10 protein-coding genes are annotated in these 15,606 nt (G+C 60.4%); 8 read left to right on the top strand and 2 right to left on the bottom strand.

All coding sequences use genetic code 11. The features are described from left to right. The gene (ubiG, locus tag C7477_RS05480) at positions 1–741 is read right to left on the bottom strand and encodes a bifunctional 2-polyprenyl-6-hydroxyphenol methylase/3-demethylubiquinol 3-O-methyltransferase UbiG (RefSeq protein ID WP_110749867.1); all 741 of its coding nucleotides are present in this window, start codon (positions 739–741) and stop codon (positions 1–3) included. Between the two features lie 160 nt (positions 742–901). Between ubiG and C7477_RS05475 the strand changes: the two genes are divergently transcribed. The 8 genes from C7477_RS05475 (at position 902) to C7477_RS05435 (ending at position 13,054) form a co-directional block, all read left to right on the top strand. After that, positions 902–2,155, top strand: a complete 1,254-nt coding sequence (locus C7477_RS05475; RefSeq protein WP_110749865.1) for an aspartate kinase — start codon at positions 902–904, stop codon at positions 2,153–2,155. Between the two features lie 465 nt (positions 2,156–2,620). Then, a complete protein-coding gene (ptsP, locus tag C7477_RS05465; protein WP_110749861.1) occupies positions 2,621–4,891 on the top strand; it encodes a phosphoenolpyruvate--protein phosphotransferase in 2,271 nt (756 codons plus the stop codon). Between the two features lie 138 nt (positions 4,892–5,029). Continuing rightward, on the top strand, positions 5,030–6,109 hold the full coding sequence (gene prfA / locus C7477_RS05460; protein ID WP_110749859.1) for a peptide chain release factor 1: 1,080 nt from the start codon (positions 5,030–5,032) through the stop codon (positions 6,107–6,109). Beyond that, complete coding sequence (gene prmC / locus C7477_RS05455) at positions 6,109–6,984, top strand: peptide chain release factor N(5)-glutamine methyltransferase (RefSeq protein WP_110749856.1); 876 nt, start codon at positions 6,109–6,111, stop codon at positions 6,982–6,984. Before prfA ends, prmC begins: the two co-directional genes overlap by 1 nt. A 300-nt stretch (positions 6,985–7,284) precedes the next feature. Next, entirely contained in the window at positions 7,285–8,058 is a 774-nt protein-coding gene (locus C7477_RS05450) for a DUF4167 domain-containing protein (protein WP_110749854.1), read from the top strand. A 72-nt stretch (positions 8,059–8,130) separates the two neighbouring features. Next, positions 8,131–8,613 carry a coiled-coil domain-containing protein gene (locus C7477_RS05445; RefSeq protein ID WP_110749852.1) on the top strand — a complete coding sequence of 161 codons (483 nt, stop codon included), beginning with the start codon at positions 8,131–8,133 and terminating at the stop codon, positions 8,611–8,613. A 257-nt stretch (positions 8,614–8,870) separates the two neighbouring features. Then, on the top strand, positions 8,871–11,474 hold the full coding sequence (gene clpB, locus C7477_RS05440) for an ATP-dependent chaperone ClpB (protein WP_110749850.1): 2,604 nt from the start codon (positions 8,871–8,873) through the stop codon (positions 11,472–11,474). 167 nt (positions 11,475–11,641) lie between these two features. After that, positions 11,642–13,054, top strand: a complete 1,413-nt coding sequence (locus tag C7477_RS05435; protein ID WP_245411736.1) for a L,D-transpeptidase — start codon at positions 11,642–11,644, stop codon at positions 13,052–13,054. Positions 13,055–13,096: 42 nt separating this feature from the next. Here C7477_RS05435 and C7477_RS05430 read toward each other — a convergent pair whose 3' ends face one another. After that, positions 13,097–15,058 carry a M23 family metallopeptidase gene (locus C7477_RS05430; protein WP_110749848.1) on the bottom strand — a complete coding sequence of 654 codons (1,962 nt, stop codon included), beginning with the start codon at positions 15,056–15,058 and terminating at the stop codon, positions 13,097–13,099. Positions 15,059–15,606 lie beyond the last annotated feature (548 nt).

Below are 15,606 nucleotides of genomic sequence, written 5' to 3'. Positions count from 1 at the left end.
TCACTTTCGCGCCAGCACCATGTAATTCACATCCATGTCCCGCGAGCGGCTCCAGCTATCGGCAAGCGGATTGTAGCTGACGCCCTGCCGGTCGATGATCGTCAACCCTGCCGCGTCCAGCGCCTTCTCCAGTTCTTCCGGGCGGACCAGCTTTTCATATTGGTGCGTGCCGCGTGGCAGCCAGCGCAGCACATATTCCGCGCCGATGATGGCAAGCCCTAGCGCCTTCAGCGTGCGGTTGATGGTGGCGACGAACATCAGGCCGCCGGGCTTAACCATCGCGCCGCAGGCGGAGAGGAAGAGATCGACATCGGCGACATGCTCCACTACTTCCATGTTGAGGACGATGTCGAATTTCTCGCCAGCCTCGGCGAGGGCCTCCGCCGTGGTGGCGCGGTAGTCGATGTCGAGCCCGCTTGTCGCAGCGTGAATCCTCGCCACTTCGATATTGGTCTCAGATGCATCCGCGCCCACGACCGTTGCGCCCAGCCGCGCCATCGGCTCGCAGAGGAGGCCACCGCCGCAGCCGATATCGAGAAGGCGCAGTCCTTCCAGCGGGCGAGAGCCAAGCGGATCGCGTCCGAAGGCGGCGCAGATTTCTTCCTTGATATAGGCAAGCCGCGTCGGATTGAACTTGTGCAGCGGGCGGAACTTGCCTTGCGGGTTCCACCATTCTGCGGCGATGCGCGAAAAGCGTTCGACCTCGGCGGAATCGATGGTGGTGCGGGCGGTCTCGGCCATGGCTGTTTCCTTCCTGTGGTTTTGGAGTTGACCTTGTTAGCCCCAAAGTCAAGGTTTGCTTGCGATTCGCTAGCATTTTGGTTATGTGAGCGCGTTTCTCCTGCCGTCTCGTGCGGCAAAGAAAAATGATCATTCTCAAGCCTCGCGGGACAATCCTAAAATGGCGCGCATCGTGATGAAATTCGGCGGCACTTCGGTGGCCGATATCGACCGCATCCGTAATGTGGCGCGTCACGTCAAACGCGAGGTTGATGCGGGCCATGAAGTGGCCGTCGTCGTCTCGGCGATGGCGGGAAAAACGAATGAACTCGTGACGTGGACCCGCGCGGCATCGCCGATGCACGACGCGCGCGAATATGATGCGGTGGTGGCTTCCGGGGAGCAGGTGACGGCGGGGTTGCTCGCGATCACCCTGCAGTCGATGGGCGTCCATGCGCGCTCATGGCAGGGATGGCAGATCCCGATCCGCACAGACAACGCGCACGGCGCGGCGCGCATCACAGAGATCGACGGCTCATTCCTGGTCAAGCGCTTCGGCGAAAGTCAGGTAGCGGTCATAGCCGGCTTCCAAGGGCTGGGACCGGACAACCGCATCGCGACGCTCGGACGCGGCGGTTCCGACACCAGCGCGGTGGCGATCGCGGCAGCGGTCAAGGCGGACCGCTGCGATATCTATACGGATGTCGACGGCGTCTACACCACCGATCCACGGGTCGAGCCGAAGGCGCGCCGCCTTTCCAAGATTTCCTTTGAGGAAATGCTGGAGATGGCGTCGCTCGGTGCCAAGGTGCTGCAGGTTCGCTCGGTCGAGCTTGCCATGGTACACAAGGTGCGCACCTTCGTGCGCTCCAGTTTCGAGGACCCTGATGCGCCGGGCATGGGTGATCCGATCAATCCACCCGGAACGCTCATTTGCGACGAGGAGGAAATCGTGGAACAGCAGGTCGTCACCGGTATCGCTTATGCGAAGGACGAAGCGCAAATCTCGCTGAGGCGTCTCGCGGACAGGCCCGGCGTATCGGCCGCGATCTTCGGGCCGCTCGCCGAAACGCACATCAATGTCGACATGATCGTGCAGAACGTCTCCGAAGACGGTTCGAAGACGGACATGACCTTTACCGTGCCGACCGGGGACCTGGACAAGGCGGTCGCCGTGCTCGAAAAGGCGAAAGCCGAGGTTGGGTTCGATGCGATCCAGTCGGAAGCCGGGTTGGTCAAGGTGTCCGTCATCGGCATCGGAATGCGCAGCCATGCGGGCGTCGCCGCCACCGCTTTCAAGGCACTGGCCGACAAGGGCATCAATATTCGCGCCATCACCACGTCGGAAATCAAGATTTCGATCCTGATCGATGGGCCCTATGCGGAGCTGGCGGTGCGGACGCTGCATTCGGTGTATGGGCTGGATAAGTCGTAATAAGGCACTCAGCTTGGTCCTGCCGGAGCGGCTCGCGCCTTCCCTCCCCCTTGCGGGGAGGGTGGCCCGAAGGGTCGGGTGGGGGTGGTGACGTTTGCACGACGGTCGTCACCAAAAGCGCACCCGTCACCACCCCCATCCGCCCGCTAACGCGGGTAGCGCTCCGCTAGGGCTCCGCGCGTTCGTCGCTGGAAAAGCCAAATCGTTGGCTTTTCCTCGGCCTTCGGCCGAACGCTCCTCACTCCCCGCAAGGGGGGAAGGAGGGCGCGAGCCTTTCCTCGGCAGCGCAGAGGCGCGCGACGTAAAGCACTGATGATTCCGTTTCAAAGCCACCCACAAATTGCTCTGGACGCGCGCGTCAAAAATGCCCACAAAGAACGGGCCGGACGATGGTCCGGTTGTGTAGTCGCGAATCGTCGGGTCCCGCTTGGGGGATCGGTAGGATGAAGGAGCAATTGACCGTCCATGCGTGAGGTGACCACCGGTCCTCGTGTCCTGCTCAAACGCTTGCGCGAATTGATGGCGGAGCCGCTGGAGCCGCAGGAGCGGCTTGACCGGATCGTGCGTGAAATCGCGCAGAACATGGTGGCGGAGGTCTGCTCCTCCTATGTGCTGCGCTCGGACGGTGTGCTGGAACTCTATGCCACCGTTGGCCTTAATCCGCAGGCAGTGCACTTGGCGCAATTGCGTCTGGGGCAGGGCCTGGTCGGCACCATCGCCGCGAGCGCCCGCCCGCTCAACCTCACCGACGCGCAATCGCATCCGGCGTTCGCCTATCTGCCCGAGACGGGCGAGGAGGCCTACAACTCTTTCCTCGGCGTGCCTATTTTACGCGCTGGACGTACGCTGGGTGTATTGGTGGTGCAGAACCGCACCAAGCGAGCCTATCGCGAAGACGAAGTGGAGGCGCTGGAAACCACCGCCATGGTTCTGGCTGAAATGATCGCTACGGGTGACCTGACCAGGCTGACCAGGCCTGGCGTGGAACTTGATCTTGGCAGGCCGATGAGTTTTTCCGGCATTTCGTTCAACGACGGCGTTGGCCTCGGTCATGTCGTGCTGCACGAGCCGCGCATTGTCGTCACCAATCTCTTCAACGAGGATTCGCAGCGTGAACTGGAACGCTTGAGCGAAGCGATCGGCTCGTTGCGTATTTCAATCGATGACATGCTGTCGCGACGCGACGTGGCCGCCGAAGGCGAGCATCGCGCCGTGCTGGAAGCATACCGCATGTTTGCGCATGATCGCGGCTGGGTGCGGCGGCTGGAAGAAGCCATCCACAACGGGCTGACGGCGGAAGCGGCGGTGGAAAAAGTGCAGAGCGATACGCGCGCTCGCATGATGCATCTGACCGATCCATATATGCGCGAGCGCCTGAGCGATTTCGACGATCTGGCCAACCGGCTGCTGCGCCAGTTGATGGGGCGCGACATCAAGACGGTGGCCGAAACACTGGTCAAGGACGCGATCATCTTCGCCCGCTCGATGGGTGCGGCGGAACTGCTCGATTATCCGCGCGAGCGGGTGCGCGGCCTGGTGCTGGAGGACGGGGCGCCGACGAGCCATGTTGTCATCGTCGCGCGCGCCATGGGCATTCCCGTCGTCGGTCAGGTCAAGGGCGTGGTCTCCATGGCGGAGAACAATGATTCGGCCATTGTCGACGGGGATGACGGCAAGGTGCATTTGCGTCCGCAGCCGGACATCGAATCGGCCTACGCGGAGAAGGTGCGCTTTCGCGCCAAGCGCCAGGCGCTTTATCGCGAACTGCGCGACAAACCCTCGGTTACCAAAGACGGCGTCGAAATCTCGCTCTTGATGAATGCAGGGTTGCTGGTCGATCTGCCGCAGCTCATGGAGTCGGGCGCCGCCGGTATCGGCCTGTTCCGCACCGAGCTGCAGTTCATGATCGCCTCGACCTTCCCCCGCGCCGAGCAGCAGGAGCGGCTCTATCGGTCTGTGCTGGATGCGGCAGGCAAACGCCCGGTGACCTTCCGCACGCTCGATATCGGCGGTGATAAGGTGCTCCCCTATTTTCGCCATCAGGGGCCGGAGGAAAACCCGGCCATGGGCTGGCGTGCGATCCGGCTGACGCTCGACCGTCCGGGGCTGTTGCGCACGCAGCTGAGGGCGCTGCTCAAGGCCGCTGGCGGGAATGAATTGCGGCTGATGCTGCCGATGATAACAGAGGTGGGAGAGATTCGCGCCGCGCGCGCTATCATCGAGCGCGAGGTGCGGCATCTGTCGCGCTTCGCCTACAGCCTGCCGACGCGGTTACGGCTGGGCGCGATGATCGAGGTGCCGTCGCTGCTCTGGCAGCTCGACGAGCTTATGGCGGCGGTGGATTTCGTCTCGGTCGGATCCAACGATCTGTTCCAGTTCGTCATGGCGGCGGATCGCGGCAATTCGGCCATCTCCAAGCGTTTCGACCAGCTGTCGCCGCCATTCCTTCGGGTGCTCAGGCAAATCGTAGAAGCGGGGACGCGCCACGACACACCGGTGACGCTGTGCGGCGAGATGGCCGGTAAGCCTTTGACCGCCATGACATTGATCGGACTCGGTTTCCGGCATATATCAATGTCGCCCGCCGCGATCGGTCCGGTAAAGGCGATGCTTGGGGCGCTGGACGCGGCCAAGCTCAACGCGCTTCTTCTTGAAGCGATTGGCAAGCCGAATGGCACCCACTCGTTGCGTGGGGTGCTTATGGGCTTCGCAGAAGACAGCGGCATACCGCTTTAGCTTGACCTCCCGACGTCATTCTCGGGCTTGTCCCGAGAATCTACGACGTGGAAGAGAAAAGCAATTACCGTCCAGACAGATATGCCGCCGCAGATTCTCGGGACAAGCCCGAGCGAGAATGACGACAGAGGGAATTGAATGATCGCATTGCCGCAGGACCGGATGGACCAGCTCCTGAAGCGTTTCTCAATGGTTGAGACGCAGATGGCCGGGAACCCGGATTCGGACACATATGTGAAGCTCGCTTCGGAATATGCTGAGCTGGAGGAGGTGGTGGCGAAAATCCGCGCGCTTATCGCCGCGCGGCAGGAGGCGGACGATCTTCTCGCCATGCGTGACGACTCTTCCGTCGATGCCGAGATGCGGGCGCTCGCTACCAGCGAACTGCCGCAGGTGCAGGAACGCATCGAGACACTGGAGTGGGAGGTGCAGCTTCTGCTCCTGCCGAAGGACGCGGCGGACGAAAAGAGCGCCATCCTTGAAATTCGCGCCGGAACGGGTGGTTCGGAAGCGGCGCTTTTCGCCGGCGACCTGTTTCGCATGTATGAACGCTATGCATCGCTCAAGGGCTGGCGTGTCGAGATCGTTTCGGCGAGTGACGGTGAAGCGGGCGGCTACAAGGAGATCATCGCCACCGTTTCCGGCAGGGGTGTTTTTTCGAAGCTGAAATTCGAATCGGGCGTGCACCGCGTGCAGCGTGTGCCGGACACGGAGGCGAGCGGGCGTATTCATACCTCGGCTGCCACTGTCGCGGTGCTGCCGGAAGCGGAGGATATCGATATCGATGTTCGCGCGGAGGATATCCGCATCGATACGATGCGGGCGTCGGGATCTGGTGGCCAGCACGTCAATACCACCGATTCGGCTGTTCGCATCACGCATATCCCGACCGGAATCATGGTGGTGCAGGCGGAAAAATCGCAGCACCAGAACCGGGCGAAGGCCATGCAGATTCTGCGCGCGCGGCTCTATGACATGGAACGGCAGCGGGCAGACAGCGAGCGTTCGGCGGCACGGCGCAGCCAGGTGGGATCGGGCGACCGGTCGGAGCGCATCCGCACCTACAATTTTCCGCAAGGCCGCGTCACTGATCACCGGATCAATCTGACGCTCTACAAGCTCGACCGGATCGTGGAAGGAGAACTCGACGAACTGGTCGATGCGCTTATCTCGGATCATCAGGCTGCGCTGCTTGCCGAAATGGGTGAAAACGCCTGATGGCTGCGGACCTGATAGCCGCGGAGACGCTGGCCGGGCTTCACGCCAAAGCGCGAAAGCAGTTGCGCGAGGCAGGTATCGCCACGCCCGAACTGGACGCCCGGCTGCTCGTGGAGTGGGCGACGGCAACCACGCGTCTCGATGCGCTGAGCGCGCCGGAGCGAATCATTGACGGCGAGGCAGTGATGGTGCTGGACATCGGCCTGAGCCGACGGCTGGCCGGCGAACCGGTGCACCGCATCATGGGCGAGCGCTCGTTCTATGGTCTTGGCTTTCGGCTTTCGCCGGAAACGCTTGAACCGCGCCCGGATACCGAAACGCTGGTTGATCTGGTTCTCCCTTTCCTGAGAGAGCGGATTGCGAAGAACGGCATTGCCGAGCTGATAGATATGGGGACCGGAACAGGGGCAATCGCGATCGCGCTATTGAGCCAGCTGGAAAGGCTTCATGCCATAGGTGTCGATATTGCGCCGGGCGCGCTTGCTACCGCGCGGGAAAATGCAAGGTTGGCCGGGGTGTCCAGACGGTTTGCCGCGCTCCGGGGCGACTGGTTCGCCGAGATTTCCGGGCGGTTCGACCTGATCGTTTCGAACCCGCCCTATATTCCGCGCCGTGAGGTTGCCAACCTGGACAGGGAGGTGCGTGAGCACGACCCGCTTCTCGCGCTCGACGGGGGCGAGGACGGTCTTGATTTTTATAGGGCCCTTGCAAGGGGCGGTGAAGAGCGACTATATGAAGGAGGTGCCGTGGGCGTTGAAATAGGCGCAGGGCAACGAGCGGATGTAGAGGCCATCTTTGCCGAAAACGGTTTTCGGTTGATGGAAGGCCTGCAAGATCTTGGTGGGCATGACCGCGCTCTTCTTTTCATGCTTTGATCGTTCGGTAACCGAATGTGCCAAAAAGGGCTTGGAATTTTTGGAGAACGTGTTTAGGTTCCACCCACCGTATAAAGCTAGGCAGGCCTTTGTTCCGCGTATCGCCAAAGCGGTGATTCTGCTTTGTGGTGTTTGACACCGTTACTCCTGTCGGGGTGATTCATACGGCAGCACGCAACTTTTAGAGATCTTTTATACGATGGTAGTGCGGGGCGCGCTCCAGTTCGTCACATAACAAGCGAGACCCAAAGGCTATTTGGCCGCGGGGATTTGCGCCCCTTAATCTGAAAAGAGAAGAGTATGAGGCCAGGACAGCAGAACAGGCGCATGCGTGGACGGGGGAACAACAACCGCAAGGGGCCGAACCCTCTATCCCGCAATTACGAAAGCAACGGACCGGACGTGAAGATCAGGGGCAATGCCCAGCACGTCGCGGAAAAATACATGACCTTGGCCCGGGATGCCCAAGTATCCGGCGATCGCGTCATGGCCGAGAATTATCTCCAGCATGCCGAGCACTACAACCGCATCATCATGGCGGCGCAGGCGAATGAGCCTGTACAGACCCAGCGTGCCGAAGCCTTTGACGACGAAATGGACGACGATGAGGATGGCTTCGAGCAACCCGTGGCTACAGTCGCGGTCGCGCCGAAGCCGATCAACGGCAGCGGGCCGCAACCTGTAATCGAGGGTACGCCGGCCGAGGTGGTATTCGGCGGCAATGGCGCGGAAACGCAGAGGCAGCCCGGAGATCGCCGTGGCCCGAACCGTCTGCGCCGTCCGCGCAACGAGCGCTTCAGTGGAGGCCAGCAGGCTCCGATTGAAGTGAATGGAAATGCAGCGCAGCCATCGATTTCCAACGAAGAAGCTTCGCCGGCGGCAAGTATACCGGTTCAGGCAAGCGCCCCAGTTGAGACAAATACGCCGGTCGAGGCAAGCGCCCCGGTTGAGGCAGGCGAGACGCGGCGTCCGCGCCGCGTGGCGCGTCCGCGCCGTCCAGTGGTCACTGAGAGCAATGGCGAGGGTGAGAGCCCGAAGACGGACGCCTTTGTGGATGCCAACTCCGACGCGTAATTGCCCATGATTTTCCACCTCCCCTCCGCAGGGGAGGTGGGTTAAAGTGAGAGTTGGTGGGGGAACTTTCAAATGGCAATTGTTTTTGATACACTCGGATATAGCACCAGACTGCGCAAAGATGGCTTTACGCAGGAACAGGCAGATGCGCTCTCATTTGCAGCGAGGGACTACATCATGCCGGAACTCGTTACGAAGTCCGATTTGCAGGCCGCCACGGCTGCTTTGCAAGGCGATTTACAGACGGCCACATCGACGCTGCGGGGCGAATTGCAGGCTGCAACATCTGAATTGCGGGGCGAATTGCAGGCTGCAACATCTGAATTGCGAAGCGATATGCAGGCTGCAACATCTGAATTGCGAAGCGATATGCAGGCTGCAACATCTGAATTGCGGAGCGATATGCAGGCGTTACGCGGCGATATGCAGGCGTTGCGGGTTGAGGTACACGCTGCAATAGATAGCTCTTCACTGAAAACGGTAATTATAACGGGAGGCATGGTTACCGCTGCCGTAGGTATTATGCTGACGGCGATCCCGATCATCTTGAAATAATATTTCATATAATTCTAACCCTATTCCGGTGCGTTGCAGTATTTGCTTCGTGTCGTTCGCTTTTTATTATTTTATTTCTGCTTCTCTTTCTTAAATTTTACGTGGCAACTTTCACTGCGTTTTGACAAGCGCATGAGGGCTGTAGCGCCTTGCCGGGTCCGGCCCGCTTTCCCATATGATTTGGGGTGCTGGGTGGATCGAAACCGCCAGCGCTTCGCCGCTGCCGCATCAGGGGTGGCCAAGAAAAGGAGACAGGTATGAATATTGAAAAATATACCGAGCGCGTTCGGGGTTTCATTCAATCGGCGCAATCCTTCGCGCTGTCCCAGAACAATCAGCAATTCATGCCGGAACATTTGCTCAAGGTCCTCATTGATGACGATGAAGGATTGGCGACTTCGCTGATCGAGCGGGCCGGTGGGCGGATTGCCGATGTGCGCCTCGGTTTGCAGGCCGCGCTCGATGCGTTGCCGAAGGTTACCGGCGGTAATGAGCAGCTTTATATGTCGCAGCCGCTGGCGAAGGTTTTTACGACAGCGGAGGAACTCGCCAAGAAGGCAGGTGATAGCTTCGTCACCGTGGAGCGCCTCTTGACCGCGCTCGATATGGAAAAATCCGCCAAGACGTCAGAGATTCTTTCACGCGGGGGCGTCACGCCGACGGCGCTCAACCAGGCCATCAACGATATCCGCAAGGGGCGCACCGCCGATTCGGCTTCCGCCGAGGGCAATTACGACGCGCTGAAGAAATATGCGCGAGATCTCACCGCCGATGCGCGCGCCGGCAAGCTCGATCCGGTCATTGGCCGCGACGAGGAGATTCGCCGCACCATTCAGGTCCTGTCGCGCCGGACCAAGAACAATCCGGTGCTGATCGGCGAGCCGGGCGTCGGCAAGACGGCCATCGCAGAGGGGCTGGCGATACGCATCGTCAATGGCGACGTGCCTGAGTCGCTCAAGGACAAGCAGCTAATGGCGCTCGATATGGGCTCGCTGATCGCAGGGGCTAAATATCGCGGCGAATTCGAGGAACGGCTGAAGGCGGTTCTCTCTGAAGTCCAATCGGCGACGGGGCAGATTATACTCTTCATCGACGAAATGCATACGCTCGTCGGTGCCGGCAAGGCGGATGGCGCCATGGACGCCTCCAACCTTTTGAAGCCGGCGCTGGCGCGCGGCGAGTTGCATTGCATCGGCGCGACGACGCTCGACGAATACCGCAAATATGTGGAGAAGGACGCGGCGCTCGCCCGCCGGTTCCAGCCGGTCTTTGTCAACGAGCCGACCGTGGACGACACGATTTCGATCCTGCGCGGCCTCAAGGAAAAATACGAGCAGCACCACAAGGTGCGTGTTTCCGATTCGGCGCTGGTGGCGGCGGCGTCATTGTCGAACCGCTACATCTCTGACCGCTTCCTGCCGGACAAGGCCATCGACCTTGTGGACGAGGCGGCCTCGCGGCTGAGGATGCAGGTCGATTCGAAGCCGGAAGAACTGGACGAAATCGATCGCCGCATCATGCAGCTGAAAATCGAACGCGAAGCGCTCAGGAATGAGAAGGATGCGGCCTCCAAGGACCGGCTCGAAAAACTGGAAAAGGAGCTTGCCAATCTCGAAGAGGAATCGGCGCGCTTGACCTCCACCTGGCAGGCAGAGAAGCAGAAGCTCGGCCTTGCCGCAGACCTGAAAAAGCAGCTCGATGAAGCGCGCAATGCGCTCGCCACTGCCCAACGCACCGGCGAATTCCAAAAGGCGGGAGAACTCGCTTATGGAAAAATCCCTCAGCTCGAAAAGCAGCTTGTGGAGGCGGAAAGCGTCGAGAACAAAGGCTCGCTGCTCGAAGAGACCGTGTCGCCCGATCATGTCGCGCAGGTTGTGTCGCGCTGGACAGGCGTCCCGGTAGATCGGATGCTGGAGGGTGAACGCGAAAAGCTGCTGCGCATGGAAGACGAACTCGCCAAGCGGGTGGTGGGGCAAGGTGAAGCCGTGCAGGCCGTCTCAAAAGCAGTTCGCCGGGCACGCGCGGGCCTGCAGGATCCCAACCGTCCGATCGGCTCATTCATCTTTCTCGGCCCTACCGGTGTCGGCAAGACGGAGCTGGCCAAGGCGCTTGCCGCATTTCTGTTCTCCGACGAGTCGGCCCTGCTGCGTATCGACATGTCGGAATATATGGAGAAGCACGCGGTTTCCCGGCTCATCGGTGCGCCTCCGGGCTATGTCGGCTACGATGAGGGCGGCGTCCTTACGGAAGCAGTGCGCCGGCGTCCTTACCAAGTGATTCTGTTCGACGAGATCGAAAAGGCGCATCCGGACGTCTTCAACGTGCTGCTGCAGGTGCTCGATGACGGGCGGCTGACAGACGGGCAGGGTCGTACCGTCGATTTCCGCAACACGGTGATCATCATGACCTCCAATCTGGGCGCCGAATATCTGGTCGGGCTCGGTGAGGATCAGGATGTCGAGACCGTGCGCGATGAGGTGATGGCCGTGGTTCGCGCGGCGTTCAGGCCGGAATTCCTCAACCGGGTCGATGAGATCATCCTGTTCCATCGGTTGAAGCGCAAGGACATGGACGCCATTGTCGGCATCCAGCTGGAGCGGTTGCAGAAACTGCTGAGCGATCGCAAGATCACGATCGATATCGATGCCGAGGCCCGCAATTGGCTGGCGCAGAAGGGCTACGACCCCGCCTATGGCGCGCGTCCGCTGAAGCGCGTCATCCAGAAAGAAGTGCAGGATCCGCTCGCCGAGCATATTTTGCTGGGCGAAGTACTGGATGGGTCGACCGTGAAGATCACTGCCGGTTCAGATCGGCTGAACTTCCGCGCCAAGGCCCCGGCCAAGGCGGCCAAAGCCGCCTAAAACCATTGGCATTGAATGGGCCGCCAAACTCTGGCGGTCCATTCTTTTATAGCGTCCAAAAGGCGCATGGCCTGTTGCGCCATTTTCATGCCCAGTTCATTTGTCATCGGCAATTTTCAGATAGAGTTGCAGCCCTGCGATTCGTTCATTCTTTTCTGGTATGGTTCATGCAGCGCGTTTCCTCTCTTTTTCAGCTAGCGTTATTCGCTTCCGCCGCCGGCACGATGTTTTCAGATTCGGGGGAGGCGGGCCAATTCGAGAGAAGGGGCAGGGCAGGGGGCAATGACGCCATCCAGCTGGCGCAACTCTATGATCCCGGCGAGGAAGTTTACCGCGACAGCCGTATTCGCATTTACATCGATCCGAGAGGGCGCCGGATCACGATGGATCGGCGCGGACAGATTCTGTCAATTGAGGAACCGGGCGAGACGCAGAAACGGCGCGTACGCCGCTTTCCGCCGCCAGAAGACAACTGGACGCTGGACGGTCCCGTTGATGGCGGCGCGCCCAACGACGGGTTTGGCGATGCTCCACCGCTCGATCCCTATTATGAGCCGCCTGCCAGAAGCACCTATGACGGAAACCGCGATGGACAGGTCGAGCGCGCGGAACTGCCGCCCGCCGATGCTTCGGCGGCGATCCAGGACGATTCCTATCAGCCGGCCATAGAACCGGGGCGGCCCGTGCCTTCCCCCGACGATATGACCCCGGCCATCGAAATGCCGAAGGGCGAGGGCGCGAAGGCGAAGATTGCCGCCTATCAGGTGGTCCTCGATCGCGCGGGTGCATCACCCGGCGCTATCGACGGACGCGCGGGCAGCAATGTCGACAAGGCGGCCGCCGCCTATGGCGAACTGACCGGCAAATCCCTCGACCCCTCGAACGAGGCGGCGATCAACGCCGAGTTGGAGGCGACGGGCGGTCCCGCCTTTACCGAATACACCATCACCAATGAAGATGTGGGCCGGCAATATGTGGCGTCGATCCCGGAAGATTATGCGCATAAGGCGCAGCTTCCAGCGATGGCCTATACGTCTGTCGTGGAAATGCTCGGCGAAAAATTCCACATCGACGAGGCCTATTTGAAAGAAATCAATCCGGGTGTGAATTTCAATCAGCCCGGTTCGGTGGTTCGCGTGCCCAATATCGGCCAGAACGTCACGGCCAAGGTTGCGCGGATCACCGCCGACAAGGCGCGCAAGCAGGTGCGCGGCTATGACGAGGCGGGCAGGCTGGTGGTTGCCTATCCCTCGACCATCGGCTCATCCGATACGCCCTCGCCGTCCGGCATCGTCGAAGTTCAGCGCATAGCGATCAATCCCAACTACACCTACAATCCAAAGATCAATTTCAAGCAGGGCAATAATGACAAGGTCCTGACCATTCCGCCTGGGCCGAACGGGCCTGTCGGCACGGTCTGGATTGCCCTGTCGAAGCCGACCTATGGCATCCACGGCACGCCCGAGCCCTCAAAGATCGGCAAGACATCCAGCCATGGTTGCATCCGCCTGGCGAATTGGGATGCGGAGGAACTTGCCAAATTGGTGAAGTCTGGCGTGACGGTCGAATTCATGGAGTGAGTAGTGAGCGGGAAGCAGTGAGCAGTGCACTGCTCACTCGCTTTACCCGTTGGGGGGATTGGTCGCTGCCAGCTTGGTGCCGTTGTCCTTCTGATCGTTCAGCAGCTGGTCGATGCGCTGGCGCTCACGCTTGAACGCTTCCAGCTCCCTGCCTTTCAATGCCTTGTCATCCGGCAGACGGATGCGCATCGGATCGACCTTCGTGCCGTTGACGGTCAACTCATAGTGGAGATGCGCGCCGGTCGAAAGTCCGGTCGAGCCCACGAAACCAATCACCTGACCTTGCCGGACGCGTGCGCCGACGGTGATCCCGCGCGCGATCGCGTTCTGGTGATTGTAGCTGGTCTCATAGCCGTTGGCATGGCGAATGATCGTTTGGTTGCCATAGCCATTGGTCCAGCCCGCCTTCACGATCACGCCATTGCCGGAGGCGAGAATGGGCGAGCCGCGCGGGGCGGCCCAATCGACGCCGGGATGCATACGGGAGAAGCCGAGAATTGGATGCCGCCGCATGCCGAAGGGCGAGCTGAAGCTGCCGTTGGGTACAGGCTTGCGCAACAGGAACTGCCTGGCGCTCTTGCCGTTCTGGTCGTAATATTCGGTCGCTCCATCCGGCGCCCGGTAGCGATAGAATTTTCGGGTGGTCCCGCCGAAGGTCGCGGCGACATAGAGAATCTCCGAATCATCGCCGGCCTGGTCGGAATCTTCCGGCAGTGAGAAGAATGCCTCTATCTGGTCGGTGGGAGCGATTGTCGCCTGAAGATCGACATCAGCGGCCAGCATCTTGACGAGCTGGGTGGTCATGGCTTCCGTCATGCCATAGGCAAGCGCTGCCCGGGAGATGCCATCATAGACGGAAGGCAGATCGCCACGGATGCGTGGTAGCGGAGCGCTGCCGTCGAAGGCGGTTCGCAAGAGTGGCGTCATCTCCGGCTCGCCGGACGGAACATACTGATTGCGATCGTCGAGCGCGACGGTGAGCAGGTGATCGGTGCCGTCATAAACGCTGGCGCGAACGATCCGGTCATCGTCATCATGCGATTCGATGCCAATGCGCAATACGCTGCCGGCCTTGAGGCGAGGCGAGTTCATTAGCTTGCCTAGCGCCTCGGCCATTTCGGCGGCATTGGCATCGTCATAGCCAGCATTGGCCAGCGCCGTGACCATGTCCTCATCGTTGCGAAACGGGATCACTTCCTCCGAAAAGCCAGTGCTGACGGCATCCGGCGCGGCGCGAGGGGCAACGCTGACGTTTTCCTGAATGATGCGCACATCCAGCGGCGCGGTCAGCGAATAGGGCGATTCGCTGTTGCCGAAACGCAGCGGGTCCACATAGTGAAGCGAGGCAACCTGCACATCGCCATCGGTCAGCAGCAGACCGGTGCTGCGAACGACATTCTCCACCTCGTCGGCAGACAGGTCTGCGGAAGAATCGAACTCGGCAGTCGCCAGGGGAAACTCGGATGTCTTAAGACTGATCTCGCTTTCCACCTTGGCGCCGTAGATCTGTCCGGTGCTCGCGGCCTGGGCCGTTGGCGGCGCGCCTTGCGAAAAAATGGTGAGCGCATTGAAGGCCGGATATTTTCGGTTGCCCGGATGGTCGGCTGCCAGCGCCATGCGTACATACTCAAAGGGGCGTGTGCGGACCACTTCGCGCTCACCGATCTTCTGCATCGTAGAAACATCGAAGCGGCGCCGATCACGATTCTTCTGTACGGCAGCGGTTGCGACCACGCGATCGCCCTTGGAGATATCGCTGTCGGTATCGGTACCTTGCATATCGTCCCGTGCGAGCAATTCCGGCGGCGTTGCCAGCTGTTCACGGCCGTCGAGGGCGGCGAATAGCGCAACACCCATAAGCATCGAAGAGGTGATTCCGGTCAGGAATGTGCCGGCGAGCCAGCGAGCGGAAATTTCGCGGCGGTCCGGCGGCCCGCGTCGCCCATCGGTGATAAGCGGCGGCTCGTTGCCGGGATCTATCGCGTGCCGCTCGTATTCCTTCATTCGATTAAGCGCCGGTCCCTAGTTATGCCGTATGATGAGCGAGCCTGTTCGCGTCCCGGCCGGTCCTGTTAGGCTGGAAAAATGGAGGGCTTGCCTCCTACTGTGTGCCCTCAAGTTTTGCCCGTCCGCGAGCGCCAAGTCAACGCAGGGGCGGGATGGAAGCGATTTCCCTCGGCGTACCTCACAAGTTGCTGGCGATAGGAGCCAATCAAGCCTGAGGTACGCCTTCATCGTCATGGAAGAGGGCTAGAAATCGAATTGGGCTTGTTTGTGGCTGGCTATTAGGGTGCGAATAGAGCCTTTTGGCCGGCCCTTCTTGAAACTGCGCTTTTTATACCTATATGCAGGTCCTGCCCATCAAAAAAACCGACACCATTCCACCTAGGCGTCTCCCCGAAAAAGGGGTGCGCGACAGTAATGCGAACCTGGTGTGAAAGTTTTTTGAAAATCGTGATTTTGCGTGTTGACAGTTTCGTTGGGTGGGGCCTATAAAGCGCCACAACGAAGGCGGCGGCGCCGCTGGCGGACGAAGAGTTCGCCCTCGTGAC

The organism is Paramesorhizobium leguminum, from assembly GCF_003217235.1.
GTDB classification, from domain to species: Bacteria; Pseudomonadota; Alphaproteobacteria; order Rhizobiales; family Rhizobiaceae; genus Paramesorhizobium; species Paramesorhizobium leguminum.
Note: the sequence above shows the minus strand (reverse complement) of the source record. Positions and strands in the feature narration are given on the sequence as shown.

What these genes read in the sequence shown, in the direction of transcription:
- ubiG (WP_110749867.1), bottom strand. Translation starts at nt 741, where the DNA reads ATGGCCGAGACCGCCCGCACCACCATCGATTCCGCCGAGGTCGAACGC.
- C7477_RS05475 (WP_110749865.1), top strand. Translation starts at nt 902, where the DNA reads ATGGCGCGCATCGTGATGAAATTCGGCGGCACTTCGGTGGCCGATATC.
- ptsP (WP_110749861.1), top strand. Translation starts at nt 2,621, where the DNA reads ATGCGTGAGGTGACCACCGGTCCTCGTGTCCTGCTCAAACGCTTGCGC.
- prfA (WP_110749859.1), top strand. Translation starts at nt 5,030, where the DNA reads ATGATCGCATTGCCGCAGGACCGGATGGACCAGCTCCTGAAGCGTTTC.
- prmC (WP_110749856.1), top strand. Translation starts at nt 6,109, where the DNA reads ATGGCTGCGGACCTGATAGCCGCGGAGACGCTGGCCGGGCTTCACGCC.
- C7477_RS05450 (WP_110749854.1), top strand. Translation starts at nt 7,285, where the DNA reads ATGAGGCCAGGACAGCAGAACAGGCGCATGCGTGGACGGGGGAACAAC.
- C7477_RS05445 (WP_110749852.1), top strand. Translation starts at nt 8,131, where the DNA reads ATGGCAATTGTTTTTGATACACTCGGATATAGCACCAGACTGCGCAAA.
- clpB (WP_110749850.1), top strand. Translation starts at nt 8,871, where the DNA reads ATGAATATTGAAAAATATACCGAGCGCGTTCGGGGTTTCATTCAATCG.
- C7477_RS05435 (WP_245411736.1), top strand. Translation starts at nt 11,642, where the DNA reads ATGCAGCGCGTTTCCTCTCTTTTTCAGCTAGCGTTATTCGCTTCCGCC.
- C7477_RS05430 (WP_110749848.1), bottom strand. Translation starts at nt 15,058, where the DNA reads ATGAAGGAATACGAGCGGCACGCGATAGATCCCGGCAACGAGCCGCCG.